18 protein-coding genes are annotated in these 17,363 nt (G+C 73.0%); 8 read left to right on the plus strand and 10 right to left on the minus strand.

The annotated features are described in order from the left end of the window. Positions 1–83: 83 nt before the first annotated feature. The 4 genes from ACZ4VW_RS17175 (at position 84) to ACZ4VW_RS17190 (ending at position 4,184) form a co-directional block, all read left to right on the plus strand. Positions 84–761, plus strand: a complete 678-nt coding sequence (locus ACZ4VW_RS17175; protein WP_467963038.1) for a TetR/AcrR family transcriptional regulator — start codon at positions 84–86, stop codon at positions 759–761. Then, entirely contained in the window at positions 758–2,275 is a 1,518-nt protein-coding gene (locus ACZ4VW_RS17180; RefSeq protein WP_467963039.1) for an MFS transporter, read from the plus strand. Before ACZ4VW_RS17175 ends, ACZ4VW_RS17180 begins: the two co-directional genes overlap by 4 nt. A gap of 87 nt (positions 2,276–2,362) precedes the next feature. Next, positions 2,363–3,472 (plus strand): PP2C family protein-serine/threonine phosphatase, encoded by a 1,110-nt coding sequence (locus ACZ4VW_RS17185; RefSeq protein ID WP_467963040.1) that lies wholly within the window; start codon positions 2,363–2,365, stop codon positions 3,470–3,472. A gap of 139 nt (positions 3,473–3,611) precedes the next feature. After that, positions 3,612–4,184 (plus strand): dihydrofolate reductase family protein, encoded by a 573-nt coding sequence (locus ACZ4VW_RS17190; protein WP_467963042.1) that lies wholly within the window; start codon positions 3,612–3,614, stop codon positions 4,182–4,184. 31 nt (positions 4,185–4,215) lie between these two features. On the opposite strand, the gene ACZ4VW_RS17195 is transcribed toward ACZ4VW_RS17190, so the two are convergent. The 4 genes from ACZ4VW_RS17195 to ACZ4VW_RS17210 all read right to left on the minus strand — a co-directional run bounded on the left by ACZ4VW_RS17195 (position 4,216) and on the right by ACZ4VW_RS17210 (position 7,314). Beyond that, positions 4,216–5,046: a hypothetical protein gene (locus tag ACZ4VW_RS17195; protein ID WP_467963043.1), complete on the minus strand. Its 831-nt coding sequence runs from the start codon at positions 5,044–5,046 to the stop codon at positions 4,216–4,218. A gap of 330 nt (positions 5,047–5,376) precedes the next feature. Continuing rightward, positions 5,377–6,072: an NUDIX domain-containing protein gene (locus tag ACZ4VW_RS17200; protein ID WP_467963045.1), complete on the minus strand. Its 696-nt coding sequence runs from the start codon at positions 6,070–6,072 to the stop codon at positions 5,377–5,379. Beyond that, positions 6,069–6,446, minus strand: a complete 378-nt coding sequence (locus ACZ4VW_RS17205) for a DUF4406 domain-containing protein (protein WP_467963046.1) — start codon at positions 6,444–6,446, stop codon at positions 6,069–6,071. Before ACZ4VW_RS17205 ends, ACZ4VW_RS17200 begins: the two co-directional genes overlap by 4 nt. A gap of 82 nt (positions 6,447–6,528) precedes the next feature. Further along, the gene (locus ACZ4VW_RS17210) at positions 6,529–7,314 is read right to left on the minus strand and encodes a DeoR/GlpR family DNA-binding transcription regulator (protein WP_467963048.1); all 786 of its coding nucleotides are present in this window, start codon (positions 7,312–7,314) and stop codon (positions 6,529–6,531) included. Positions 7,315–7,475: 161 nt separating this feature from the next. Between ACZ4VW_RS17210 and ACZ4VW_RS17215 the strand changes: the two genes are divergently transcribed. Beyond that, the gene (locus ACZ4VW_RS17215) at positions 7,476–8,666 is read left to right on the plus strand and encodes an alpha/beta hydrolase family protein (protein WP_467963050.1); all 1,191 of its coding nucleotides are present in this window, start codon (positions 7,476–7,478) and stop codon (positions 8,664–8,666) included. A 22-nt stretch (positions 8,667–8,688) separates the two neighbouring features. Here ACZ4VW_RS17215 and ACZ4VW_RS17220 read toward each other — a convergent pair whose 3' ends face one another. Beyond that, on the minus strand, positions 8,689–9,102 hold the full coding sequence (locus ACZ4VW_RS17220) for a cupin domain-containing protein (protein ID WP_467963052.1): 414 nt from the start codon (positions 9,100–9,102) through the stop codon (positions 8,689–8,691). A gap of 52 nt (positions 9,103–9,154) precedes the next feature. On the opposite strand from ACZ4VW_RS17220, the gene ACZ4VW_RS17225 reads away from it, so the two are divergent. Beyond that, positions 9,155–10,135, plus strand: coding sequence for a GlxA family transcriptional regulator (locus tag ACZ4VW_RS17225; RefSeq protein ID WP_467963053.1), 981 nt, complete (start codon positions 9,155–9,157; stop codon positions 10,133–10,135). A gap of 40 nt (positions 10,136–10,175) precedes the next feature. On the opposite strand, the gene ACZ4VW_RS17230 is transcribed toward ACZ4VW_RS17225, so the two are convergent. Then, positions 10,176–10,760, minus strand: a complete 585-nt coding sequence (locus ACZ4VW_RS17230; protein WP_467963055.1) for a nucleosidase — start codon at positions 10,758–10,760, stop codon at positions 10,176–10,178. 78 nt (positions 10,761–10,838) lie between these two features. Between ACZ4VW_RS17230 and ACZ4VW_RS17235 the strand changes: the two genes are divergently transcribed. After that, positions 10,839–11,042 carry a cold-shock protein gene (locus ACZ4VW_RS17235; RefSeq protein ID WP_467963057.1) on the plus strand — a complete coding sequence of 68 codons (204 nt, stop codon included), beginning with the start codon at positions 10,839–10,841 and terminating at the stop codon, positions 11,040–11,042. 375 nt (positions 11,043–11,417) lie between these two features. On the opposite strand, the gene ACZ4VW_RS17240 is transcribed toward ACZ4VW_RS17235, so the two are convergent. After that, positions 11,418–12,566, minus strand: coding sequence for a baeRF2 domain-containing protein (locus tag ACZ4VW_RS17240; RefSeq protein WP_467963059.1), 1,149 nt, complete (start codon positions 12,564–12,566; stop codon positions 11,418–11,420). A gap of 247 nt (positions 12,567–12,813) precedes the next feature. On the opposite strand from ACZ4VW_RS17240, the gene dnaK reads away from it, so the two are divergent. Next, positions 12,814–14,706 carry a molecular chaperone DnaK gene (gene dnaK, locus ACZ4VW_RS17245; RefSeq protein ID WP_467963060.1) on the plus strand — a complete coding sequence of 631 codons (1,893 nt, stop codon included), beginning with the start codon at positions 12,814–12,816 and terminating at the stop codon, positions 14,704–14,706. Positions 14,707–14,710: 4 nt separating this feature from the next. Here dnaK and ACZ4VW_RS17250 read toward each other — a convergent pair whose 3' ends face one another. The 3 genes from ACZ4VW_RS17250 to ACZ4VW_RS17260 are packed head-to-tail and all read right to left on the minus strand — an operon-like array spanning position 14,711 to position 17,180. After that, positions 14,711–14,920: a helix-hairpin-helix domain-containing protein gene (locus ACZ4VW_RS17250; RefSeq protein WP_467963062.1), complete on the minus strand. Its 210-nt coding sequence runs from the start codon at positions 14,918–14,920 to the stop codon at positions 14,711–14,713. Between the two features lie 17 nt (positions 14,921–14,937). Then, positions 14,938–16,314, minus strand: coding sequence for a vWA domain-containing protein (locus tag ACZ4VW_RS17255; RefSeq protein ID WP_467963064.1), 1,377 nt, complete (start codon positions 16,312–16,314; stop codon positions 14,938–14,940). Then, complete coding sequence (locus ACZ4VW_RS17260) at positions 16,311–17,180, minus strand: AAA family ATPase (protein ID WP_467963066.1); 870 nt, start codon at positions 17,178–17,180, stop codon at positions 16,311–16,313. The genes ACZ4VW_RS17255 and ACZ4VW_RS17260 overlap by 4 nt, the downstream gene beginning before the upstream one ends. Positions 17,181–17,363: the final 183 nt, after the last annotated feature.

Consider the following 17,363-nt stretch of genomic DNA (forward strand, 5'->3'; position numbering starts at 1 on the left):
TCCCCTTCGCTGTCGAACAGTGTAGCGGAGCACTTCGTCGATCTTGGTAGACACTGTCTACGCCCTCCTGGTAGACAGTGTCCATGACGGAAGAGACCGAGACGGACACCGAGTCCACCGCGACGTACCCCGGGTCCACCGAGACGGACTTCGACTCCTCCGGGCTACGCGGACGGCTGATCGAGGCCGGGGTCGAGCTGGTGCACGCGGAAGGAGCGCCGTCGCTCTCCCTGCGGGAGATCGCCCGCCGCGCCGGGGTCTCCCACGGGGCGCCCCGTCGCTACTTCCCGACCCACCTCGATTTGCTGTCGGCCATCGCCCGCGAGGGCTTCACCGAACTCGCGGACCGCGTCGCCGCCGCGACCGCGGCGGCCCCCGGCGTACCCGATGGATCGGGCGGCCCCGACTCCGCCCGCGCCGAACTCGACGCCCTCGCCCGCGTCTACCTCGACTTCGCGCTGACCCGGCGCGGCATGTACGAGCTGATGTTCCGGCACGACCTGCTCGAGAGCGGACGGCTCGGGCTCCGGGAGACCAGCCTGCCGCTGTTCGACCTCCTCGCCCGGCTCGTCGCCCGGGCCCGCCCCGAGGCCGGTCCCGAACCGGCGGCGGTGGCTGCCGCGCTCTGGGCGAACCTGCACGGCATCGCCCAGCTCTGGGGCTGGGGCAGCCTCCAGCTGGCCGCCCGTACGGACGACGTGGAGCCGCTGCTCCGGGCCGCGCTCGACGCCCATCTCGGCCCGGCGGGACGCGAACGGTGACACGACGACCGGTGGTGCGGCAACGGCGTCTCACCCTCGCCTGCAGCGTCGTCGGCGCCGCGGTCGTCGCCCTCGACGGCACCGTGCTCACCCTCGCGCAGCCCACCCTCCAGCGCGACCTGCACGCGAGCTTCGCCGAGGTCCAGTGGACCAGCACCGGATACCTCGTCGCCGTCGCGGGCCTTCTCGTCCTCGCCGGAAGGCTCGGTGACCGCTACGGCCACCGGCGGCTCTTCGCCCTCGGGACACTCGGCTTCGCCGCCGCGTCGGCCGGCATCGCCCTCGCGCCCGGGATCGGGTGGGTGATCGGCCTCCGCGTCCTCCAAGGCGTGTGCGGGGCCCTCCTGCAGCCTGCCACCCTGGGGATGCTCCGCGCCGCCTTCCCGGCCGACCGGCTGGCCATGCCGATCGCCCTGCGCACCAGCGCGATCGGTCTCGCCGCAGCGGCCGGGCCACTCGTCGGCGGCGCGCTCGTCACGGCCCACGGCTGGCGCTCCGTCTTCGTCCTCACGGCGATCCCGGCCTTCGCGATCGGCCTCCTCGCGCTCATGGTCCCCGCGCCGCGCCCCAGCGGGGCCGGCCCGTCCGCTCCAGCCGTCGGCGCCCGTACGCTCCCGGACCGGGACACCGACGCCCGTACCGCCCTCGGCGGTGACGCCGGTGCCCGCACTCCTCTCGACCTGCCCGGTGCCTGCCTGCTCGCCGTCACCCTGGGCTGTCTGGTGCAGGTGCTCGTGGGAAGCCCCGATTCGGGCTGGACCCTGCCGACCGCACTGGCCCTCGGCGCCGCCGTCACGGCCGGAGCGGCCTTCGCCCGGCACGAACGACGCACCGCCCGTCCCCTCCTGCCCCCGGCCCTCCTGCGGTCCCGGGCCGTCGTGGCGGGCCTCGTCACGCTCCTGACCGCGTCGGCCACCCTCTTCGGCTCGCTCTTCGTGGCGACGTACTTCCTCCAGGACGTCCGCGGCCTCGACCCGCTGACGAGCGCCCTGTGGGTCCTGCCCCTCGCCGTCCTGATGGTGGTCGGCGCACCCACCGCGGCCCTGCTGCAACGCCGTTTCGGCGCCCGCCGTACGACAGTCGGGGGAAGCGCCCTGCTGGCCCTCGGCATACTGCTGCTGTCCCGGCTCGACGCCTCGGCGACGGCGCTGTCGACCGGAGCCTGCTTCGCCCTGCTCGGCGCCGGCTTCGGCACCGTCATGGCCACCGCCACCACCGCAGTCGTGCACCGGGCGGCCGTCGCGGACGCCGGAGTCGCCGGCGGACTCCAGCAGACCGCCATGAACGTCGGCCCCGCGCTCGGCGTCGCCACCGCGACCCTGCTGATGACGCTCGGCGCGTCCACGGGTTTCGTCCCCGCGATGAGGAGCACCCTCCTGGTGCTCACCGCCGTCGCGGTGGTCGGCGCCGTCGCGGCACTCGGACTGCCGGGCCGCACCGCCCCCGTCGTCACACGCCCGGAGGCCCGCCGCTCCGCGCCCCGGCCGGCGTCCCGCCCCGCGTCACGACCCTGAGCCGCCCGGGCCGGTGTTCCGGCCCGGTCGCGGACACGCCCGCGTCGGGCGCCCGGCCGCCGCCACACCTCTGCGTACGATCACCAGATGCCCTCAGGTGATCACCGCGGCCGTCCCGCGTACCGGTCGCACACGCAGATCACCATCGGCCGGGCCCTGCCGGTCCTGGCCATGGTCCTGACAGTGCTCGCCGATGTCCTCACCTCCGACGTGGAACGCTACGACCGGCTCCTGGCCGCCGCGCCGGCCCTCGCGGCCGTCACCTGGAGCGTCCGCGGCACCATCGTCATCGGACTGACCGCCATGGTGCTGGGCGGGCTGCTCGGCGTGGACAGGGGCGAGCCGTTCGTCCCCGACATCCTGGCCAACGAGGTGGTCCTGGCGGGGGTGACCGGTGTCGCCGTCTGGGTGAGCCGGGTCCGGCTGCGCTACGAACGGGACCTGCGCGAGGTCACCGCCGTCGCCGAGGTGGTGCAGCGGGTCGTGCTCCGGCCGCTGCCGCCCCGGCTCGGCCCCGTCGACCTGCACCTGCTGTACGTCGCCGCCGCGGCGAAGGCCCGGATCGGCGGCGACTTCTACGAAGCCGTGCACGTGCCCGGTGCCGTACGGCTGATGCTCGGCGACGTCCAGGGCAAGGGGCTCGGCGCGGTGGAGACCGCCTCCGTCCTGCTCGGCTCCTTCCGCGCGGCCGTCAACGACGCCCCGGACCTGCCCGCCCTGGCCGACCGGCTCGAGGAGGGCCTCGAACGCTACGGCGCCTGGGACCCCGACTCCGACGCGGCCGAACGCTTCGCCACCGTCGTCCTCGTCGAGATCCCCGAGGAGCAGGACGTCGCACGGCTCCTCAGCTGCGGCCACCCCGCCCCGCTGCTGCAGCACGCCGCGCGTGTCCGCCCCGTCGACTTTCCCGATCCGTCCCTGCCGGTCAACCTGGCCGGTCTGGTCGACTCCCGCCACCAGGTGGAGGAGGTCCCCTTCGGACCCGGGGACCGGATGCTGCTGTTCACCGACGGCGTGAGCGAGACCCGCGACCGCGCCGGCACCTTCTACCCCCTGGAGGAACGGATGTCCCGCTGGGCGGCGGAGCCGGGCGAACGCCTCCCGGCCCTTCTGCACGGCGACTTGACCGCCTACGGCGCGGGCGGGCTCGAGGACGACGTGGCGGCGGTCCTCGTCGTCCGGCGGCCGCGGTCGTGAAGAAACGGCCGGGGACCGATGAGTTTCCCCATGATCCACGGTCAGAGATCATGGTTGGTGCGGCGCGGCCACGAGCGTGGACGAAGCGGGCACCGACCGCCCGGCCGAGAACCCGACACGAGACACCGAGGATCCCGAGATGCGTACCCTGATCAGCACTGCCTTCATGTCCCTCGACGGCGTCGTGGAGGCCCCCGGCGGCGAGCCCGGCTACCGGAACTCGGGGTGGACCTTCAAGGACGTCGACTTTCTCCCCGAGGCGTTCGAGATCAAGGGCCGGGAGCAGAAGGAAGCCACCGCGATGCTGCTGGGCCGGACCAGCTACGAGGCGTTCAGCGCGGTGTGGCCCGACATGGAGGACTTCGCCGACTACAAGGCGATGCCGAAGTACGTCGTCTCCACCACCCTCGCCGAGGACGACCTGGTGCCGCACTGGGGCGAGACGACGATCCTGCGCTCCCTCGACGAGGTGGCCGCGCTGAAGGAGACGGAGGGCGGCCCGATCATCGTCCACGGCAGCGCCTCCCTGAACCAGGCCCTCTCCGACGCCGGCCTGATCGACCGCTACCACCTGCTCGTCTTCCCGCTGCTGCTCGGCGCGGGCAAGCGCCTCTTCAGCGCCACGGACAAGGACACGCAGAAGCTGAAGCTCGTCGAGCACGCGGCGTACGCCAACGGCCTGCAGCTGAACGTCTTCGACGTCGTGCGCTGACCCGCCCGCGGCCGTGTCCCCGCCCGGGCGGTCACCCTTCCCGGGGAGGCCGCCCGGGCGCGTCAGCCGGCACCGATTCGTACAGCACCGTGTGGAAGCGCCCCTCCGACTCGCGCCCCGCCGGGTCTCCGCCCAGCGCCCGCACCGCCTCGACGGCGAAGCGTTGCTCACGCTCGTCCGTGAAGAGCCGCTGCGGATACGTCCGTGACGGATCGGCGACGGTCCGCAGGCCGTGGGCCGCCAGGCACGCGGCGATCGGCGCGTACGAGACCGTGCGCAGCACGAACGCGCTCACCCGCACCGGCCGCCCGGCGCATTCGAGGAGCGCGGCGAAGGTGCGGTGGGTGAGGTAGCTGCCACCACCCGTGAGCGTGATCAACCCGACGCCGGCCATGGCCGCCCGCAGCCGGGGGCTCGGCGGCGTGCCCTCCTCCAGGTTCTCCGCGAAGGCGTCGTCGAGGAGCCCGACCGCGCGGGCGTAGCGCAGGGCATGGCCCGCCACGTCGAGCCCGATGACCGGCGCGGCGTCGTCGCGGCGCCGGGTGGCGTAGAACTCCTTGTCCCGTACGGCGAGTTCCGCGGACGTCAGCCCGCGGACCGCAGGATCGGTGTAGCGCGCGTACAGCTCCGCCAGAGTGACGTCGTGGTTCAGCAGCGCGGCGTTGATCCCGTACGAACAGCACAGGTCGAGCACCGTTCCGCCGCCCCGCTCGGCCGCCGCGCGCCGGAACGCGGCCTGGGCCTGCTGCGGAATCTCGTACTCCAGCGGCGCCAGCCGCAGGAAGTACGCCCGTGGGTCCGGCTGGTCGTAGATGTCGTCGAACCGTGCCTTGCCGCCCGTGACCGACCCGGACCCGCTCATCCGTCCCGCCTCCCTCGAACCGGCGGCACCCGCCCCCTACGCGACTCGCGCCACAGGCACCGCGCATCCGGTGCGCATCCTGCTCGGAACGCGACCCGGCGCTCACGTCCGCATCGGGGGCGCACAAGGCTCCGCCCGCACCGCGGGGCGGTTCGCGGGAGGGGCCCACCCCTCCAGGATGGTCTCGCCTCCGGCCGACCGCACGGGGGAGCGCGCGGGAACACACGGGTGGCCACGGGCAGCACCCGTCCCAAACGTGCACTTCCGGGCAGTCGGTGTCGCTCCTCCCCGGAGTCGATGCCGCGTGCGCCGTTCATGCGTTCTCCGGTGTCACTCTTCCCCGGCCTGCCGGCCCCGCGGGCCCTGCCGGTCGTGGCGGAAGGGGCCGTCGAGGGCCGCCCATTGGAGCAGCATGATGGTCTTGGCATCGGCGATCTCACCGCTGCGCACCATGGCGAGTGCGTCGGCGAAGGGCAGTTCGACGGTCGTGATGTCCTCGCCCTCGGCGGCCACGCCGGTCGGCCCGGCCACGGTGTCCGCCGGGTCGTAGGGCGCGGCGTAGAAGTGCAGGCGCTCGGTGACGGAGCCGGGGCTCATGTAGACGTCGAAGACGTGCTCGGGGGTGCCGATGACGTGCCCGGTCTCCTCGGCCGCCTCGCGGCGGATCGCCTCGTGCGGGCTGTCGCCGTCGAGGAGACCGGCGGCGGTCTCCAGGAGCATGCCGTCGGGATGCCCGTTCACGTACGCGGGGAGGCGGAACTGGCGGGTGAGCAGCACGGTGCCGTGCTCGGTGTTGTGGAGCAGGACCGTCGCCCCGTCGCCGCGGTCGTAGGTCTCGCGCTGCTCACGGCTGACGTGTCCGTCGCTGTGCCGGTAGTCGAACGTGGTCCTGCGCAGCACGTACCAGTCGCAGGACAGCACCTCCACGTCGCGGATCCGCACACGGGGGTTGCCGGCCAGGTCGCGCCCCTGGCGGTCCAGGCCGGTGCGGCCGCGGCGGTCGGGGGTGTCGATCCCGGCGGTCACCGGGCGGCCGGCACGTCGGCGAGGTCGGTGTAGACGTCCTTGCCCTCGGCACGGGCCCGGCCGGCCATCCGGTCCGCCCCCTCGGAGGGGCCGCCGATCCGCAGCACGGCGTCGCAGCGGCTGAGCAGGCGCTCGGCGACGGGGTGGAAGATCTCGTCGAAGAGGGGGTCGCCCGGCCGGGTGCTGCCCGCCGTCTCCAGGAGCGGCAGGGCGAGAGCCTCACCGGTGACGGGCAGGTGCCCGGCGCGGAAGAGGGCCAGAGAGGCGCGGTTCATCGCCCGGACGTTGGCTTCGAGCTTCCGCGGGTCGTCACCGGTACCCGACCGGTAGGGGCCGGCGACAAGAATCATCAGCGACCGTGGTTCGGCGGTCATGTCACTCCTCGGAAGTGGGGTGGGGACAGGACGGTGGCCCGGGACGGCGTTCAGGCCAGGACGGTGGCTCCCGGGACGGCGTTCAGGCCAGGACGGTCTCGACACCCGCCTCGCGCAACGCCTCCAGCGTCCGCGGACCGCTCGGGTGTGTGCCGCCGTCCTCGGCCGCGGTGTCGGTGACGAAACGGTCCACGGCGTCGAGGGACGCGACCCGGCTGAAGGCGCGCACGCCGAGCTTGGTCGCGTCCGCCACCGCGACGGTGTGGGCGGCGCGGGCCAGTCCGGCCTGCTTGACGGCGGCGTCGTCCAGGGAGAACTCCGACCAGCCGTGTTCCGCGTGCACACCGCCGATCGACATCACGAAACAGTCGAAGGCCAGCGACTCCAGCGTGCGCAGCGCCAGCGGACCGACGAGGGAACGCTCGCCGGGCCGGGATCGGCCGCCGACCACCAGGAGCTCGATCCCGGGCCGGTCGGCCAGGCACACCGCGGCTTGAAGGCTCAGCACGGCGACCGTCAGCGGAGCCCGGGCCGCCAGATGCTCGGCCACGTGCACCGTCGTGGTCCCCGCGTCCAGCAGCACCCGGGACCCGGGCTCCACCAGCGCGGCCGTGGCAGCGCCCAGGCGGTCCTTGGTGGCGGCCTGCCACGGCTCCCGCGCCCGGAACCCGGCCTCCTCGGCCCGCCGGCGCGTCGCCACGGCCCCGCCGTGCACCCGGCGCACCAGCCCCTGGCCCTCCAGCGCGTCCAGGTCCCTGCGCACGGTCATCTCCGACACGCCCAGCCGCCGGGACAGCTCCGACACGGAGACCCGGTCGGATCCCTGCACCAGGCGCAGGGTCAGGTCCAGACGATTCGCGACACCCATGACCCAGTTCTACCATGGCGATGTGTGAATGAACATGGCGCTGTGAGAATCGGGAAGCCGGTGCGACTCCGGAACCTGCGACTCAGGGCTGACGAAAGGGGGCGGGAAGGTGCTCCCGTGGGCTGACGCCGGACGGCAAGGCGCGTCGTTAGCCTCCTGCCATGTCGCGAATCACTCGGGCGGCCACGGCCGCCGCACTGGCCTGCGCCCTCGCCTTACCCCTCACCACGGCCGCCGCCGGCCCGGCTTCCGCCACCTCCGCCCTCTCGCCGGAGGGCACGCCCACCGCCGCCGTCTCCCGCGCCGAGCTGCCCGCCCCCACCGGCCCGCACGCCGTCGGAAGCTCCGTGCTGCACCTCGTCGACCGCTCCCGTACGGATCCCTGGGTGCCCGAGGCCGAGGCGCGGGAACTCATGGTCACCGTCCACTACCCGGCCGCCCGCCACGGCGCCGGCCCTCCCGCGCGGTACGCCACCGAGGCCGAGACGCGCCTTCTGGTCGACGGGCTCGGCATCGGATCCGCCGTACCCGCCCGAGAGTTGGCCGGCATGCACACCCACAGCCGGGTCGACGCCCGCCCCGCGCCGGGCCGGCACCCCCTCATCCTCCTCTCGCCCGGCTTCGGCGTCGCCCGCTACACCCTCACCCACCTCGCCGAGGATCTCGCCTCCCGCGGCTACGTCGTCGCCTCCGTCGACCACGCCTACGAGTCCTTCGGCACCGCCGTGCCCGGCGGGCGGATGCTCACCTGCGTGGCCTGTACGACGGTCGACGAGAACGGGGCCGACCCCGGCCTGGTGACGGCGGCCCGAGCGGCCGACATGCGGTTCGTCGTGGACCGGCTGACGGGCGGCGCACCGGCCTGGCGCTACTCCCGCGTGATCGACGCTACGAGGATCGGGATGGCCGGCCACTCGATCGGCGGCGCGAGCGCGGCCACGACGATGGCCGCCGACACCCGCGTCGACGCCGGGATCAACATGGACGGCGCCTTCCATGGCCGGCTTCCGGCCGAGGGACTGCGCGGCCGGCCCTTCATGCTGCTCGGGACCGACGACGAGGTCCACCGGCCCGGCGGCACCGACAGGACCTGGGACCGCACCTGGCCCGCGCTCGACGGATGGAAGCGCTGGCTGACCGTGGCGGGCTCGGAACACTTCACCTTCTCCGACAGCCCGGTCCTGCAACACCACTTCGGGCTGCCCCGGCCCCCGCTGCCCCCGCGGCGCGCGGTCGCCGTCACCCGCACCTACGTCGCCGCCTTCTTCGACCAGCACCTGCGCGGTCTCCCGCGCCCGCTGCTGGACGGCCCGGACGCCGCCCACCCCGAGGTGCGGTTCCACGCGCCCTGAGCACCCCGCACCCGCCCGGGGCTCACTCGCCCAGGGCGTGGCCCGTCGTCACGTCGACATGGTCGGGGATCTCCTCGTGGCGATCCCCGACCGACAGCGTCCCCGTCGGTTCGAACATCAGGATCGACGCGCCGGACGGAGCGTACGGGCGGTGCTCCACGCCCCGGGGCACGGTGAACACCGAGCCCCGGGGGAGCGACACCGTCCGCTCGCGCCCCTCCTCCCGCAGCGAGATGGACAACTCGCCCTCGATCACGAGGAAGAACTCGTCGGTGTGGTCGTGCGCGTGCCACACATGCTCACCCGCCACCTTCGCCACGCGTACGTCGTAGTCGTTGACCCGCGTCACGACCCGCGGACTCCACAGGTCGTCGAAGGAGGCGAGCGCCGTGGCGAGGGCGAGGGGATCGCTGTTCACAGAGGTCTGTCGGCTCATGGGACCCATCTCAGCAGTCCCGACCGCCCGGCGTGAGTGCTAGAAAGAGCACATGCCGCAAGGATCCTCGCACGCGCCGGCACACCGTGTCGTCGTCATCGTCGACGCGAACTCCAACCCCTTCGAGCTGGGCTGCGCCACCGAGGTCTTCGGTCTGCGCCGCCCCGAACTCGGCCGTGACCTGTACGACTTCCGGCTCTGCTCGCCCGACCCCCGCACGCCCATGAGGGACGGATTCTTCACCCTCACCGGAGTGGCGGGGCTCGCCGCGGCCGACACCGCCGACACCCTGATCGTCCCCAACCGCCCCGACGTCGAGGTGCCCCGCAGGCCCGCCGTGCTCGCCGCGATCCGGCGCGCCCACGCGCGCGGCACACGCCTCATCGGCTTCTGCAGCGGCGCCTTCACCCTCGCCGAGGCCGGAGTCCTCGACGGCCGCCGAGCCACCGCCCACTGGCAGTGGGCCGACTCCTTCCGCGCCCGCTTCCCCTCCGTACACCTCGAACCCGATGTCCTGTTCGTCGACGACGGCGACATCCTCACCGCCGCGGGCAGCGCCGCCGCCCTCGATCTCGGACTCCACGTGGTCCGGCGCGACCACGGCGCGGAGGTCGCGAACGCCGTCAGCCGACGGCTCGTCTTCGCGGCCCACCGGGACGGAGGGCAGCGTCAGTTCGTGGAGCGGCCGGTCCCCGACCCGCCCGACGAGTCGCTCGCCCCGCTGCTCGCCTGGGTTCAGGAACGCCTCGGCTCACCACTGACCGTCGCCGGTCTCGCCGCCCGCGCCGCCGTGAGCCCGGCGACGCTCCACCGCCGGTTCCGGGCCCAGCTCGGTACGACCCCGCTGGCCTGGCTCACCGGTGAGCGGGTGGCCCTGGCCTGCCGTCTGATCGAGCGGGGGGAGTCCCGCCTCGACGTCGTCGCCCGCACCAGCGGCCTGGGCACCGCGGCCAACCTGCGCGCTCTGATGAAGAGCCGGACGGGCCTCTCCCCGTCCGCGTACCGCCGCCGCTTCGGCCCGGCGCCCGGCTGAGGCCCGGCGCCCGGCCGGCCGCCGGGGGGTCGGGAGGTCTTCAGGAGCGGTACGGGGTGTGGGCGGCGGCCCAGTCCGCCAGCGCCCGGGCACAGTCCGCGACCGACTCCCGCCACGTGCGGGCGGCGCCGTCGCCCGCCTCGTCGCTCACGTGCTTGACGATCCGGATCGGCACCCCGGCCAGTCCGGCGGCGGCGGCCAGGGCGTAACCCTCCATGTCGACCAGCGGCGCCCGCGCGGCCAGCCGGGCCCGGGCGGCCTCGTCGGAGATGAAGGCGTCGCCGGTCGCCAGGATCACGTCACCGCCGTCCGGCAGGGCCAGCGGCGCTCCGTAGGTCTCACCGGTCAGCGTCGCCAGCAGCTCGCTGTCGAGATCGTGCTGGAGCACCGTCCCCACCACGTGCGTTCCCGTCCACCCGGGCCGCAGCGCCCCCGCGGTCCCCAGATTCACGACCCCGGAGGGGCGCGTGCCGCGGCCCAGCACGGTCGCGAGCGCGGTCGCCGCGTTCACCTTGCCCATACCGGTGAGCAGGACCGGCAGGTCCGTGTCGAGGAACTGCGCCTCCTCCTTGACGGCCAGGACGAGGAGCGGCCGGTCGGCGGTGATCTCTCCGATGAGTTCCATGCGGCCACGCTACCCGCCGGGACTTCCGGGCCGCGCCGAGGGACCATGGAAGTGTCCGTATGCGCCAAGGAGATCACCATGGCAACCGGAACAGTGAAATGGTTCAACGCGGAGAAGGGCTTCGGCTTCATCGCCCAGGACGGTGGCGGCCCGGACGTTTTCGTCCACTACTCGGCCATCGCCAGTACCGGCTACCGCGAACTCACGGAAGGACAGAAGGTCGAGTTCGACGTCGTCCAGGGCCCGAAGGGGCCCCAGGCCGAGAACGTCACCCCGGGCTGAAGCGGCTGAAGCGGCTGAACGCCCGGCCTGCAGCGCCGTACAACGGCTGAGGCTCCGGGCCGAAGCGCCGCGTCACCAAAGCCACGCGCCGGGCGCCGAGTGCCGCGAAGGCCGAAGCGCCCGGCGCCGCGCGTCACGCGGGCGGGGTCGAGCGCCGGCCAGGCGTCATGCCGAGGATCCACGGCCAGACGTCATGCCGAGGATTCACGGCCAGGTGTCACGCCGAGGCTTCACGGGGCGGGTTCCGGCCACGGTCGCCTCCGGACCAGGTCCCGGCTGCCCCGGCCCGCCGGGCCACCCGGCGGACCGGACGCCCGTCACCTGCTTTCCACGCCGGTACCTGCATCCCACGCCGGTACCTGCTTTCCACGCCGGTCACATGCTCCAGCGGAGTACGGCCCCCAGCCCGCCCGCCGGACCCCGCATACCCTCCGGCACCACGAGCACCTCGCAGTCGGCCGCCGCGGCCGCCCGCAGCAGCGCGTCGTCCGCGCGCGCCTGCTCGGGCCGGGGTACGCCCATCGCGCGTGCCTCACCGCGCTGGACGGCCACCTCGTCGACGCCGGGGCCGATCCAGACCTGACGGCCCCCGTCGGCGGCCGCCGGGGTGAGCAGCAGGGTGGCCACCTGGTGCTTGCGCGCGGCGTCCACGACCGCCGGGATCCCCTCCGCCGCCTCGCCGGGGCCGGTGTCGACGGAGGACTCCCGGTGCTCTCCCGGCTTGCCCCGGCCCCGGTGGAACCGTTCGAGCGTCCGGCGGAGCCGGTCCTGCGCGTACACCTCGCACGCCTGCCTGATCTCGTTGTCGAGCGCCGCCGTGCCGGCACCGGCCGACCGGCCGCCGCTCTCCGCCTCCACGGTGACGTCCCGCATCCGCTCGGGCAGCCGGTTGTGCACGGCCCTGCGCTCCCGGGCGTCCCCGGCCAGGACCAGCAGCTCGGCGCCGCTCTCCGGCCACTGCCGGGCCAGCTCGCCGGCGATGAGGTCGGCGGTTTCGTTCCAGCCGTTCTCGACCCTGTTGCGGTAGTGCCATTCGTACCGGTCGGCGGGGACGCCTCGATGCCCACGACCCTGCCACTCCGCCCCGCGGGCCTCGCCCAGCGCCGTCCGGCGGTGACCCTCGCGCAGCTCCAGATCCGCGCCCGTACGGTCGATGTACGCCACCAGGCAGCTGGGCGTGTCCCCACGCAGCGTCGCCAGCGGCGCCACGTGCGGCAGCATCGACCAGGTCGCCTCACCGACGGGCGGGGGCTGGGTGAGCGGAACGTCCAGGACCACCTCGGCACCCGCGGCGAACAGCGCCCGGCCGGGTGGCGTACCCGCCACGGGCTCGTGCGCCAGCCGCTCCATGACCACCTTGGTGGTGTAGCCGTCGGCACCCGCGTCGATGAGCTGTGCGGCGATGGAGCGCTCGCGGAGCTTCTGGATCTTCGCTCCGTCCTCCGTGGCACGGGTGGTCTCGATGTAGACCGAGGCCCAGGGCCCCGGACGGGCGAAGAGAGGTTTGAGGAAAGCGAGTTCCATGATGTCCCCCAGGACATGGGTTTCCGACGGGCGAGCGGCCACGCGGCATGTCGTGCCCGGCGTGTCCTCCCGGATGCGGAGCGTGGCGAAGGGGTCTCCCCCTCGCGCACCCCACGGGTGCCCATGGGCGACCCCGGCAAACCGGACGGCCCGTCCCGGCCTCACCGCCGCCGACGACGGCACATTTCCTTCCATGATCGGGCGCGTTGTGGGTAGCCGCCGGACGGGACCGGGTGAGGAGAACGCCATGTCACGCGCTGTCGGTATCGACCTCGGAACGACGAACTCGGTGGTGGCCGTGCTGGAGGGTGGCGAGCCCACGGTCGTCATGAACGCCGAGGGCGCCAGGACGACGCCGTCCGTGGTCGCCTTCGCCAAGAAGGGTGAGGTGCTGGTCGGTGAGGTGGCCAAGCGCCAGGCCGTGACCAATGTGGAGCGCACGGTGCGGTCCGTGAAGCGGCACGTCGGGGACACGCGGTGGCGTTTCCCGGAGTCCGGCGACATCGACGGGCGGCGCTACACCGCGCAGGAGATCTCGGCGCGGGTGCTGCAGAAGCTGAAGCGGGATGCCGAGGCGTATCTGGGGGAGGACGTGACGGACGCGGTGATCACCGTGCCCGCGTACTTCAACGACAGCCAGCGCACGGCGACGAAGGAGGCCGGTGAGATCGCGGGCCTGAAGGTGCTGCGGATCATCAACGAGCCGACGTCGGCGGCGCTGGCCTATGGCCTCGACAAGGAGAACGACCAGACGATCCTCGTCTTCGACCTCGGTGGCGGCACCTTCGACGTGTCGCTCCTGGAGATCGGTGAGGGCCTGGTCGAGGTGAAGGCCACCAACGGTGACACGCACCTGGGTGGTGACGACTGGGACCAGCGTGTCGTCGACCATCTGGTGAAGCAGTTCCAGAACGGCCACGGTGTCGACCTGGCCAAGGACAAGATGGCTGTCCAACGGCTGCGCGAGGCCGCGGAGAAGGCGAAGATCGAGCTGTCGGCGGCGACGGAGACGTCGATCAACCTGCCGTATGTGACGGCTTCCGCCGAGGGGCCTCTGCACCTGGAGGAGAAGCTCACCCGGGCTCAGTTCCAGCAGCTGACCGCGGACCTCCTGGAGCGCTGCAAGACGCCGTTCCACCAGGCGGTGCGGGACGCCCGGATCAAGGTGTCCGACGTCGACCACGTGATCCTCGTGGGCGGTTCGACCCGTATGCCGGCCGTGACGGAGCTGGTGCGGGAGCTGACGGGCAAGGATCCGCACAAGGGTGTGAACCCGGACGAGGTCGTCGCCATCGGCGCGGCGCTGCAGGCCGGTGTCCTGAAGGGTGAGGTCAAGGACGTTCTGCTCCTCGACGTGACCCCGCTGTCCCTGGGTATCGAGACCAAGGGCGGCATCATGACCAAGCTGATCGAGCGCAACACGACGATCCCGACGAAGCGTTCGGAGATCTTCACGACGGCCGAGGACAACCAGCCGTCGGTGCAGATCCAGGTCTACCAGGGCGAGCGCGAGATCGCGGCGTACAACAAGAAGCTCGGCATGTTCGAGCTGACCGGTCTGCCGCCGGCGCCGCGTGGTGTCCCGCAGATCGAGGTCGCGTTCGACATCGACGCCAACGGCATCATGCACGTGACCGCGAAGGACCTGGGCACGGGCAAGGAGCAGAAGATGACCGTCACCGGTGGCTCCTCGCTGCCGAAGGACGAGGTCGACCGGATGCGCCAGGAGGCCGAGCAGTACGCGGACGAGGACCACCGTCGTCGCGAGGCCGCCGAGACCCGTAACCAGGGCGAGCAGCTGGTCTACCAGACGGAGAAGTTCCTCAAGGACAACGAGGACAAGGTCCCGGGCGAGGTCAGGACCGAGGTCGAGACCGCTGTCGCGGAGCTGAAGGAGAAGCTCAAGGGCGACGACACCGCGGAGATCCGTACCGCCACCGAGAAGGTCGCGGCCGTCTCCCAGAAGCTCGGCCAGGCGATGTACGCCGACGCCCAGGCCGCCCAAGCCGCGGGCGGCGAGACCCCCGGCGCCGACGCCCCGCGGGGCGAGGCCGGAGCCGGCGGTGGAGGCGGCGAGGACGACGTCGTCGACGCCGAGATCGTCGACGACGAGGACGAACGGAAGAAGGGCGGTTCCTGAGCCGTCAGCCGAGGGACAGCCCTCGTTCCCCCATGACCTCCCGGAGCACCTTCAGTGCCTTGGGCCCCACGCCGTGGAGGGCCGACAGCTCCGATTCAGGCACTCCGGCGAGCTGGTCGAGCGAGGTGTACCCGGCGGCGGTGAGCGCCCGGGTGGCGGGCGCGCCGATGCCGCGCGGAAGGTCCGTACCCGGTGACTCGTTCGGCTTCGTCATGGCGTGATGGTGCCACGTCACACGGGCATGAGACGCGCGACGAGCTCGCCCAGCCGGCGCGCGTTGCGACACGGGTACATCTCGACCAGCTCCGCGTAGGCGAGCGCCACGGAGTCGCCCGTCGACCAGAGCGAGGGCTGCTCGGGGTTCAGCCAGTAGACCCGGCGGGCCCGGTCGGCGATCAGTCTCAGCGCCGGAAGGTTCGGGTCGCTCCCGTTGGTCCGGGCGTCACCGAGGACGAAGACGACCGAGCGCGGGCCGACGGCGTCGGCGTACCGCTCGGCGAACTCGCCCAGAGACGTCCCGTAGTCGCTCTGCCCGTGCCAGCCGGTCAGTTCGGCCTCGTCGAGGATGCGCGCGCCGAGCCCGGCGGGGTCCGCCGAGCCCCGCGTGATCAGATCGGTCACCTCGTCGGTCCTGTTGACGAAGGCGAACACCCGTACCCGGCTGAACTGGTCGTGCAGCGCCTGGACCAGCAGCATGGTGAAGCCGGCGAACCCGGCGACGGACCCCGACACGTCGCAGAGCAGCACCAGTTCGGGTCGCGCGGGCCGACGCCGCCGCAGCACCGGACGCATCGGGACGCCCCCGGTCGACAGCGAACCGCGCAGCGTCCGCCGCAGATCGATCCGCCCGCGTGCGGCGCGCCGCCGCCGGGCCGCCAGGCGCGTGGCGAGCTTCCGCGCCAGCGGCCGTACGACCGTGCGCAGTTCGGCCAGCTGGGCCCGGCCCGCGAGCAGGAAGTCCACCTCGTCCGCCGTGCCGGCCACGGCACGCCGCGCCACCCGGTCCCGGCCCTGGCGCTCGGCGACCCGCGCCCTCGCCTCGGCCCGTACCCGCTCCCGGAAGGTCTCGATGCGCCGCCGGATCTCGTCGTCCGTGAGCCGGTCGGTGAAGTCGGGGCCGTCCGCGGCGGCAGCCCGGAGCAGGCCCCGCACGCGCGCGAGCAGCGTCTCGGGACGGAGCCGGGCAAGGGTCTGGTACGAGGACCAGCCGTCCGAGTCCGGTGAGGAGCCGTAGCCGCCGAGGCCGCCCACCGCCTCGCCCGCGAGTCGTGTCAGGGCCGGCCGGTCGTCCGCGGCCAGAGCGGCGGCCAGCCGGTCCCGCAGCGCCGCCGTGTCGAACTCCCCGGCGGCGTCGGCCCCTTCCCTCCGGGCCGGGGTCAGCGGAAAGTACAGGTCGAAGACGCTGTCGAAGAGCGTGCGTTGCCCCTCCTTGTGGAGCAGGGTGGCGGCGAGTGCCTCCCGCATCCGTTCCCGGTCGGTGAATCCCACCGCCTCCAGTGCGCGGCCCGCGTCCACGCTCTCGCCCGTGCCGATGGAGAAGCCGTGGTCCCGCAGCGCGTGCACCAGACCGGTGAGCCGTTCCGTCACCGCGGCCCCCGGCGTGCTCACACCGCGTCCAGGTCGAGCTTGGCCGCCGCCCTCTGGATGTCGTCCTGGTGCTTGAGGAGCACGCCCAGACTGTCGCGCACCACTTTCTCGTCGAGCGTGTCGGCGCCCAGGGCGAGCAGCGTGCGGGCCCAGTCGATCGTCTCGGCGACCGACGGCACCTTCCGCAGGTCCATCGCGCGCAGCGCGCCGACGACCCGTACGACGGAGGCGGCGAGCTCCTGGCCGAGACCCGGCACCTTCTCCGTGACGATCCGCCGCTCCAACTCCTCGTCGGGGAAACCGATGTGCAGGAAGAGACAGCGCCGGCGCAACGCCTCGGAGAGCTCCCGCCCCGCGTTGGAGGTGAGCACGACGAACGGGCGCCGGGTCGCGGTGATCGTGCCCAGCTCGGGGACGGTGATCTGGAAGTCGCTGAGGACCTCCAGGAGCAGCCCCTCGATCTCGATGTCGGCCTTGTCGGTCTCGTCGATGAGGAGCACCGTCGGGTCGGCGGACCGGATCGCGGTGAGGAGCGGGCGGGGGAGCAGGAACTCCTCGCCGAAGATGTCCGTGCGCGCCTCGTCCCAGGTCTCGTCACGGCCCGCCGTGATGCGCAGCAGCTGCTTGGCGTGGTTCCACTCGTACAGGGCGCGGGACTCGTCGACGCCCTCGTAGCACTGGAGCCGGACGAGCCGGGCGTCCGCGACGCGCGCGACGGCCTTGGCCAGCTCGGTCTTGCCGACCCCCGCCGGGCCCTCGACGAGGAGCGGCTTGCCGAGCCGGTCGGCGAGGAAGACGGTGGTGGCGACGGCGTGCGAGGCCAGATAGCCGGTGGCGGCGAGCCGCGCGGCGACGTCGTCGACGGAGGTGAAGTACCCGGTCGTCATCGGTTGTTCTCCCCGGAGCGGCAGAATTCCGTACTGGCCAGTAGCAGGCCACGTGCGTACTCGATCAGCTCCGGCACCACCCCACAACCGCCCGACCGTGATTGCGGGCAATGTCACCCCGCCCATGCCGGGGAGCCTTCGATCCGTGGGCAGGCGGCTCGGCCATGTGTGTTCACTCTCCGG

It is taken from the genome of Streptomyces sp. NPDC029139 (assembly GCF_055564335.1).

What these genes read in the sequence shown, in the direction of transcription:
- ACZ4VW_RS17175 (WP_467963038.1), top strand. Translation starts at nt 84, where the DNA reads ATGACGGAAGAGACCGAGACGGACACCGAGTCCACCGCGACGTACCCC.
- ACZ4VW_RS17185 (WP_467963040.1), top strand. Translation starts at nt 2,363, where the DNA reads ATGCCCTCAGGTGATCACCGCGGCCGTCCCGCGTACCGGTCGCACACG.
- ACZ4VW_RS17190 (WP_467963042.1), top strand. Translation starts at nt 3,612, where the DNA reads ATGCGTACCCTGATCAGCACTGCCTTCATGTCCCTCGACGGCGTCGTG.
- ACZ4VW_RS17195 (WP_467963043.1), bottom strand. Translation starts at nt 5,046, where the DNA reads ATGAGCGGGTCCGGGTCGGTCACGGGCGGCAAGGCACGGTTCGACGAC.
- ACZ4VW_RS17205 (WP_467963046.1), bottom strand. Translation starts at nt 6,446, where the DNA reads ATGACCGCCGAACCACGGTCGCTGATGATTCTTGTCGCCGGCCCCTAC.
- ACZ4VW_RS17210 (WP_467963048.1), bottom strand. Translation starts at nt 7,314, where the DNA reads ATGGGTGTCGCGAATCGTCTGGACCTGACCCTGCGCCTGGTGCAGGGA.
- ACZ4VW_RS17215 (WP_467963050.1), top strand. Translation starts at nt 7,476, where the DNA reads ATGTCGCGAATCACTCGGGCGGCCACGGCCGCCGCACTGGCCTGCGCC.
- ACZ4VW_RS17220 (WP_467963052.1), bottom strand. Translation starts at nt 9,102, where the DNA reads ATGAGCCGACAGACCTCTGTGAACAGCGATCCCCTCGCCCTCGCCACG.
- ACZ4VW_RS17225 (WP_467963053.1), top strand. Translation starts at nt 9,155, where the DNA reads ATGCCGCAAGGATCCTCGCACGCGCCGGCACACCGTGTCGTCGTCATC.
- ACZ4VW_RS17230 (WP_467963055.1), bottom strand. Translation starts at nt 10,760, where the DNA reads ATGGAACTCATCGGAGAGATCACCGCCGACCGGCCGCTCCTCGTCCTG.
- ACZ4VW_RS17235 (WP_467963057.1), top strand. Translation starts at nt 10,839, where the DNA reads ATGGCAACCGGAACAGTGAAATGGTTCAACGCGGAGAAGGGCTTCGGC.
- ACZ4VW_RS17240 (WP_467963059.1), bottom strand. Translation starts at nt 12,566, where the DNA reads ATGGAACTCGCTTTCCTCAAACCTCTCTTCGCCCGTCCGGGGCCCTGG.
- dnaK (WP_467963060.1), top strand. Translation starts at nt 12,814, where the DNA reads ATGTCACGCGCTGTCGGTATCGACCTCGGAACGACGAACTCGGTGGTG.
- ACZ4VW_RS17250 (WP_467963062.1), bottom strand. Translation starts at nt 14,920, where the DNA reads ATGACGAAGCCGAACGAGTCACCGGGTACGGACCTTCCGCGCGGCATC.
- ACZ4VW_RS17260 (WP_467963066.1), bottom strand. Translation starts at nt 17,180, where the DNA reads ATGACGACCGGGTACTTCACCTCCGTCGACGACGTCGCCGCGCGGCTC.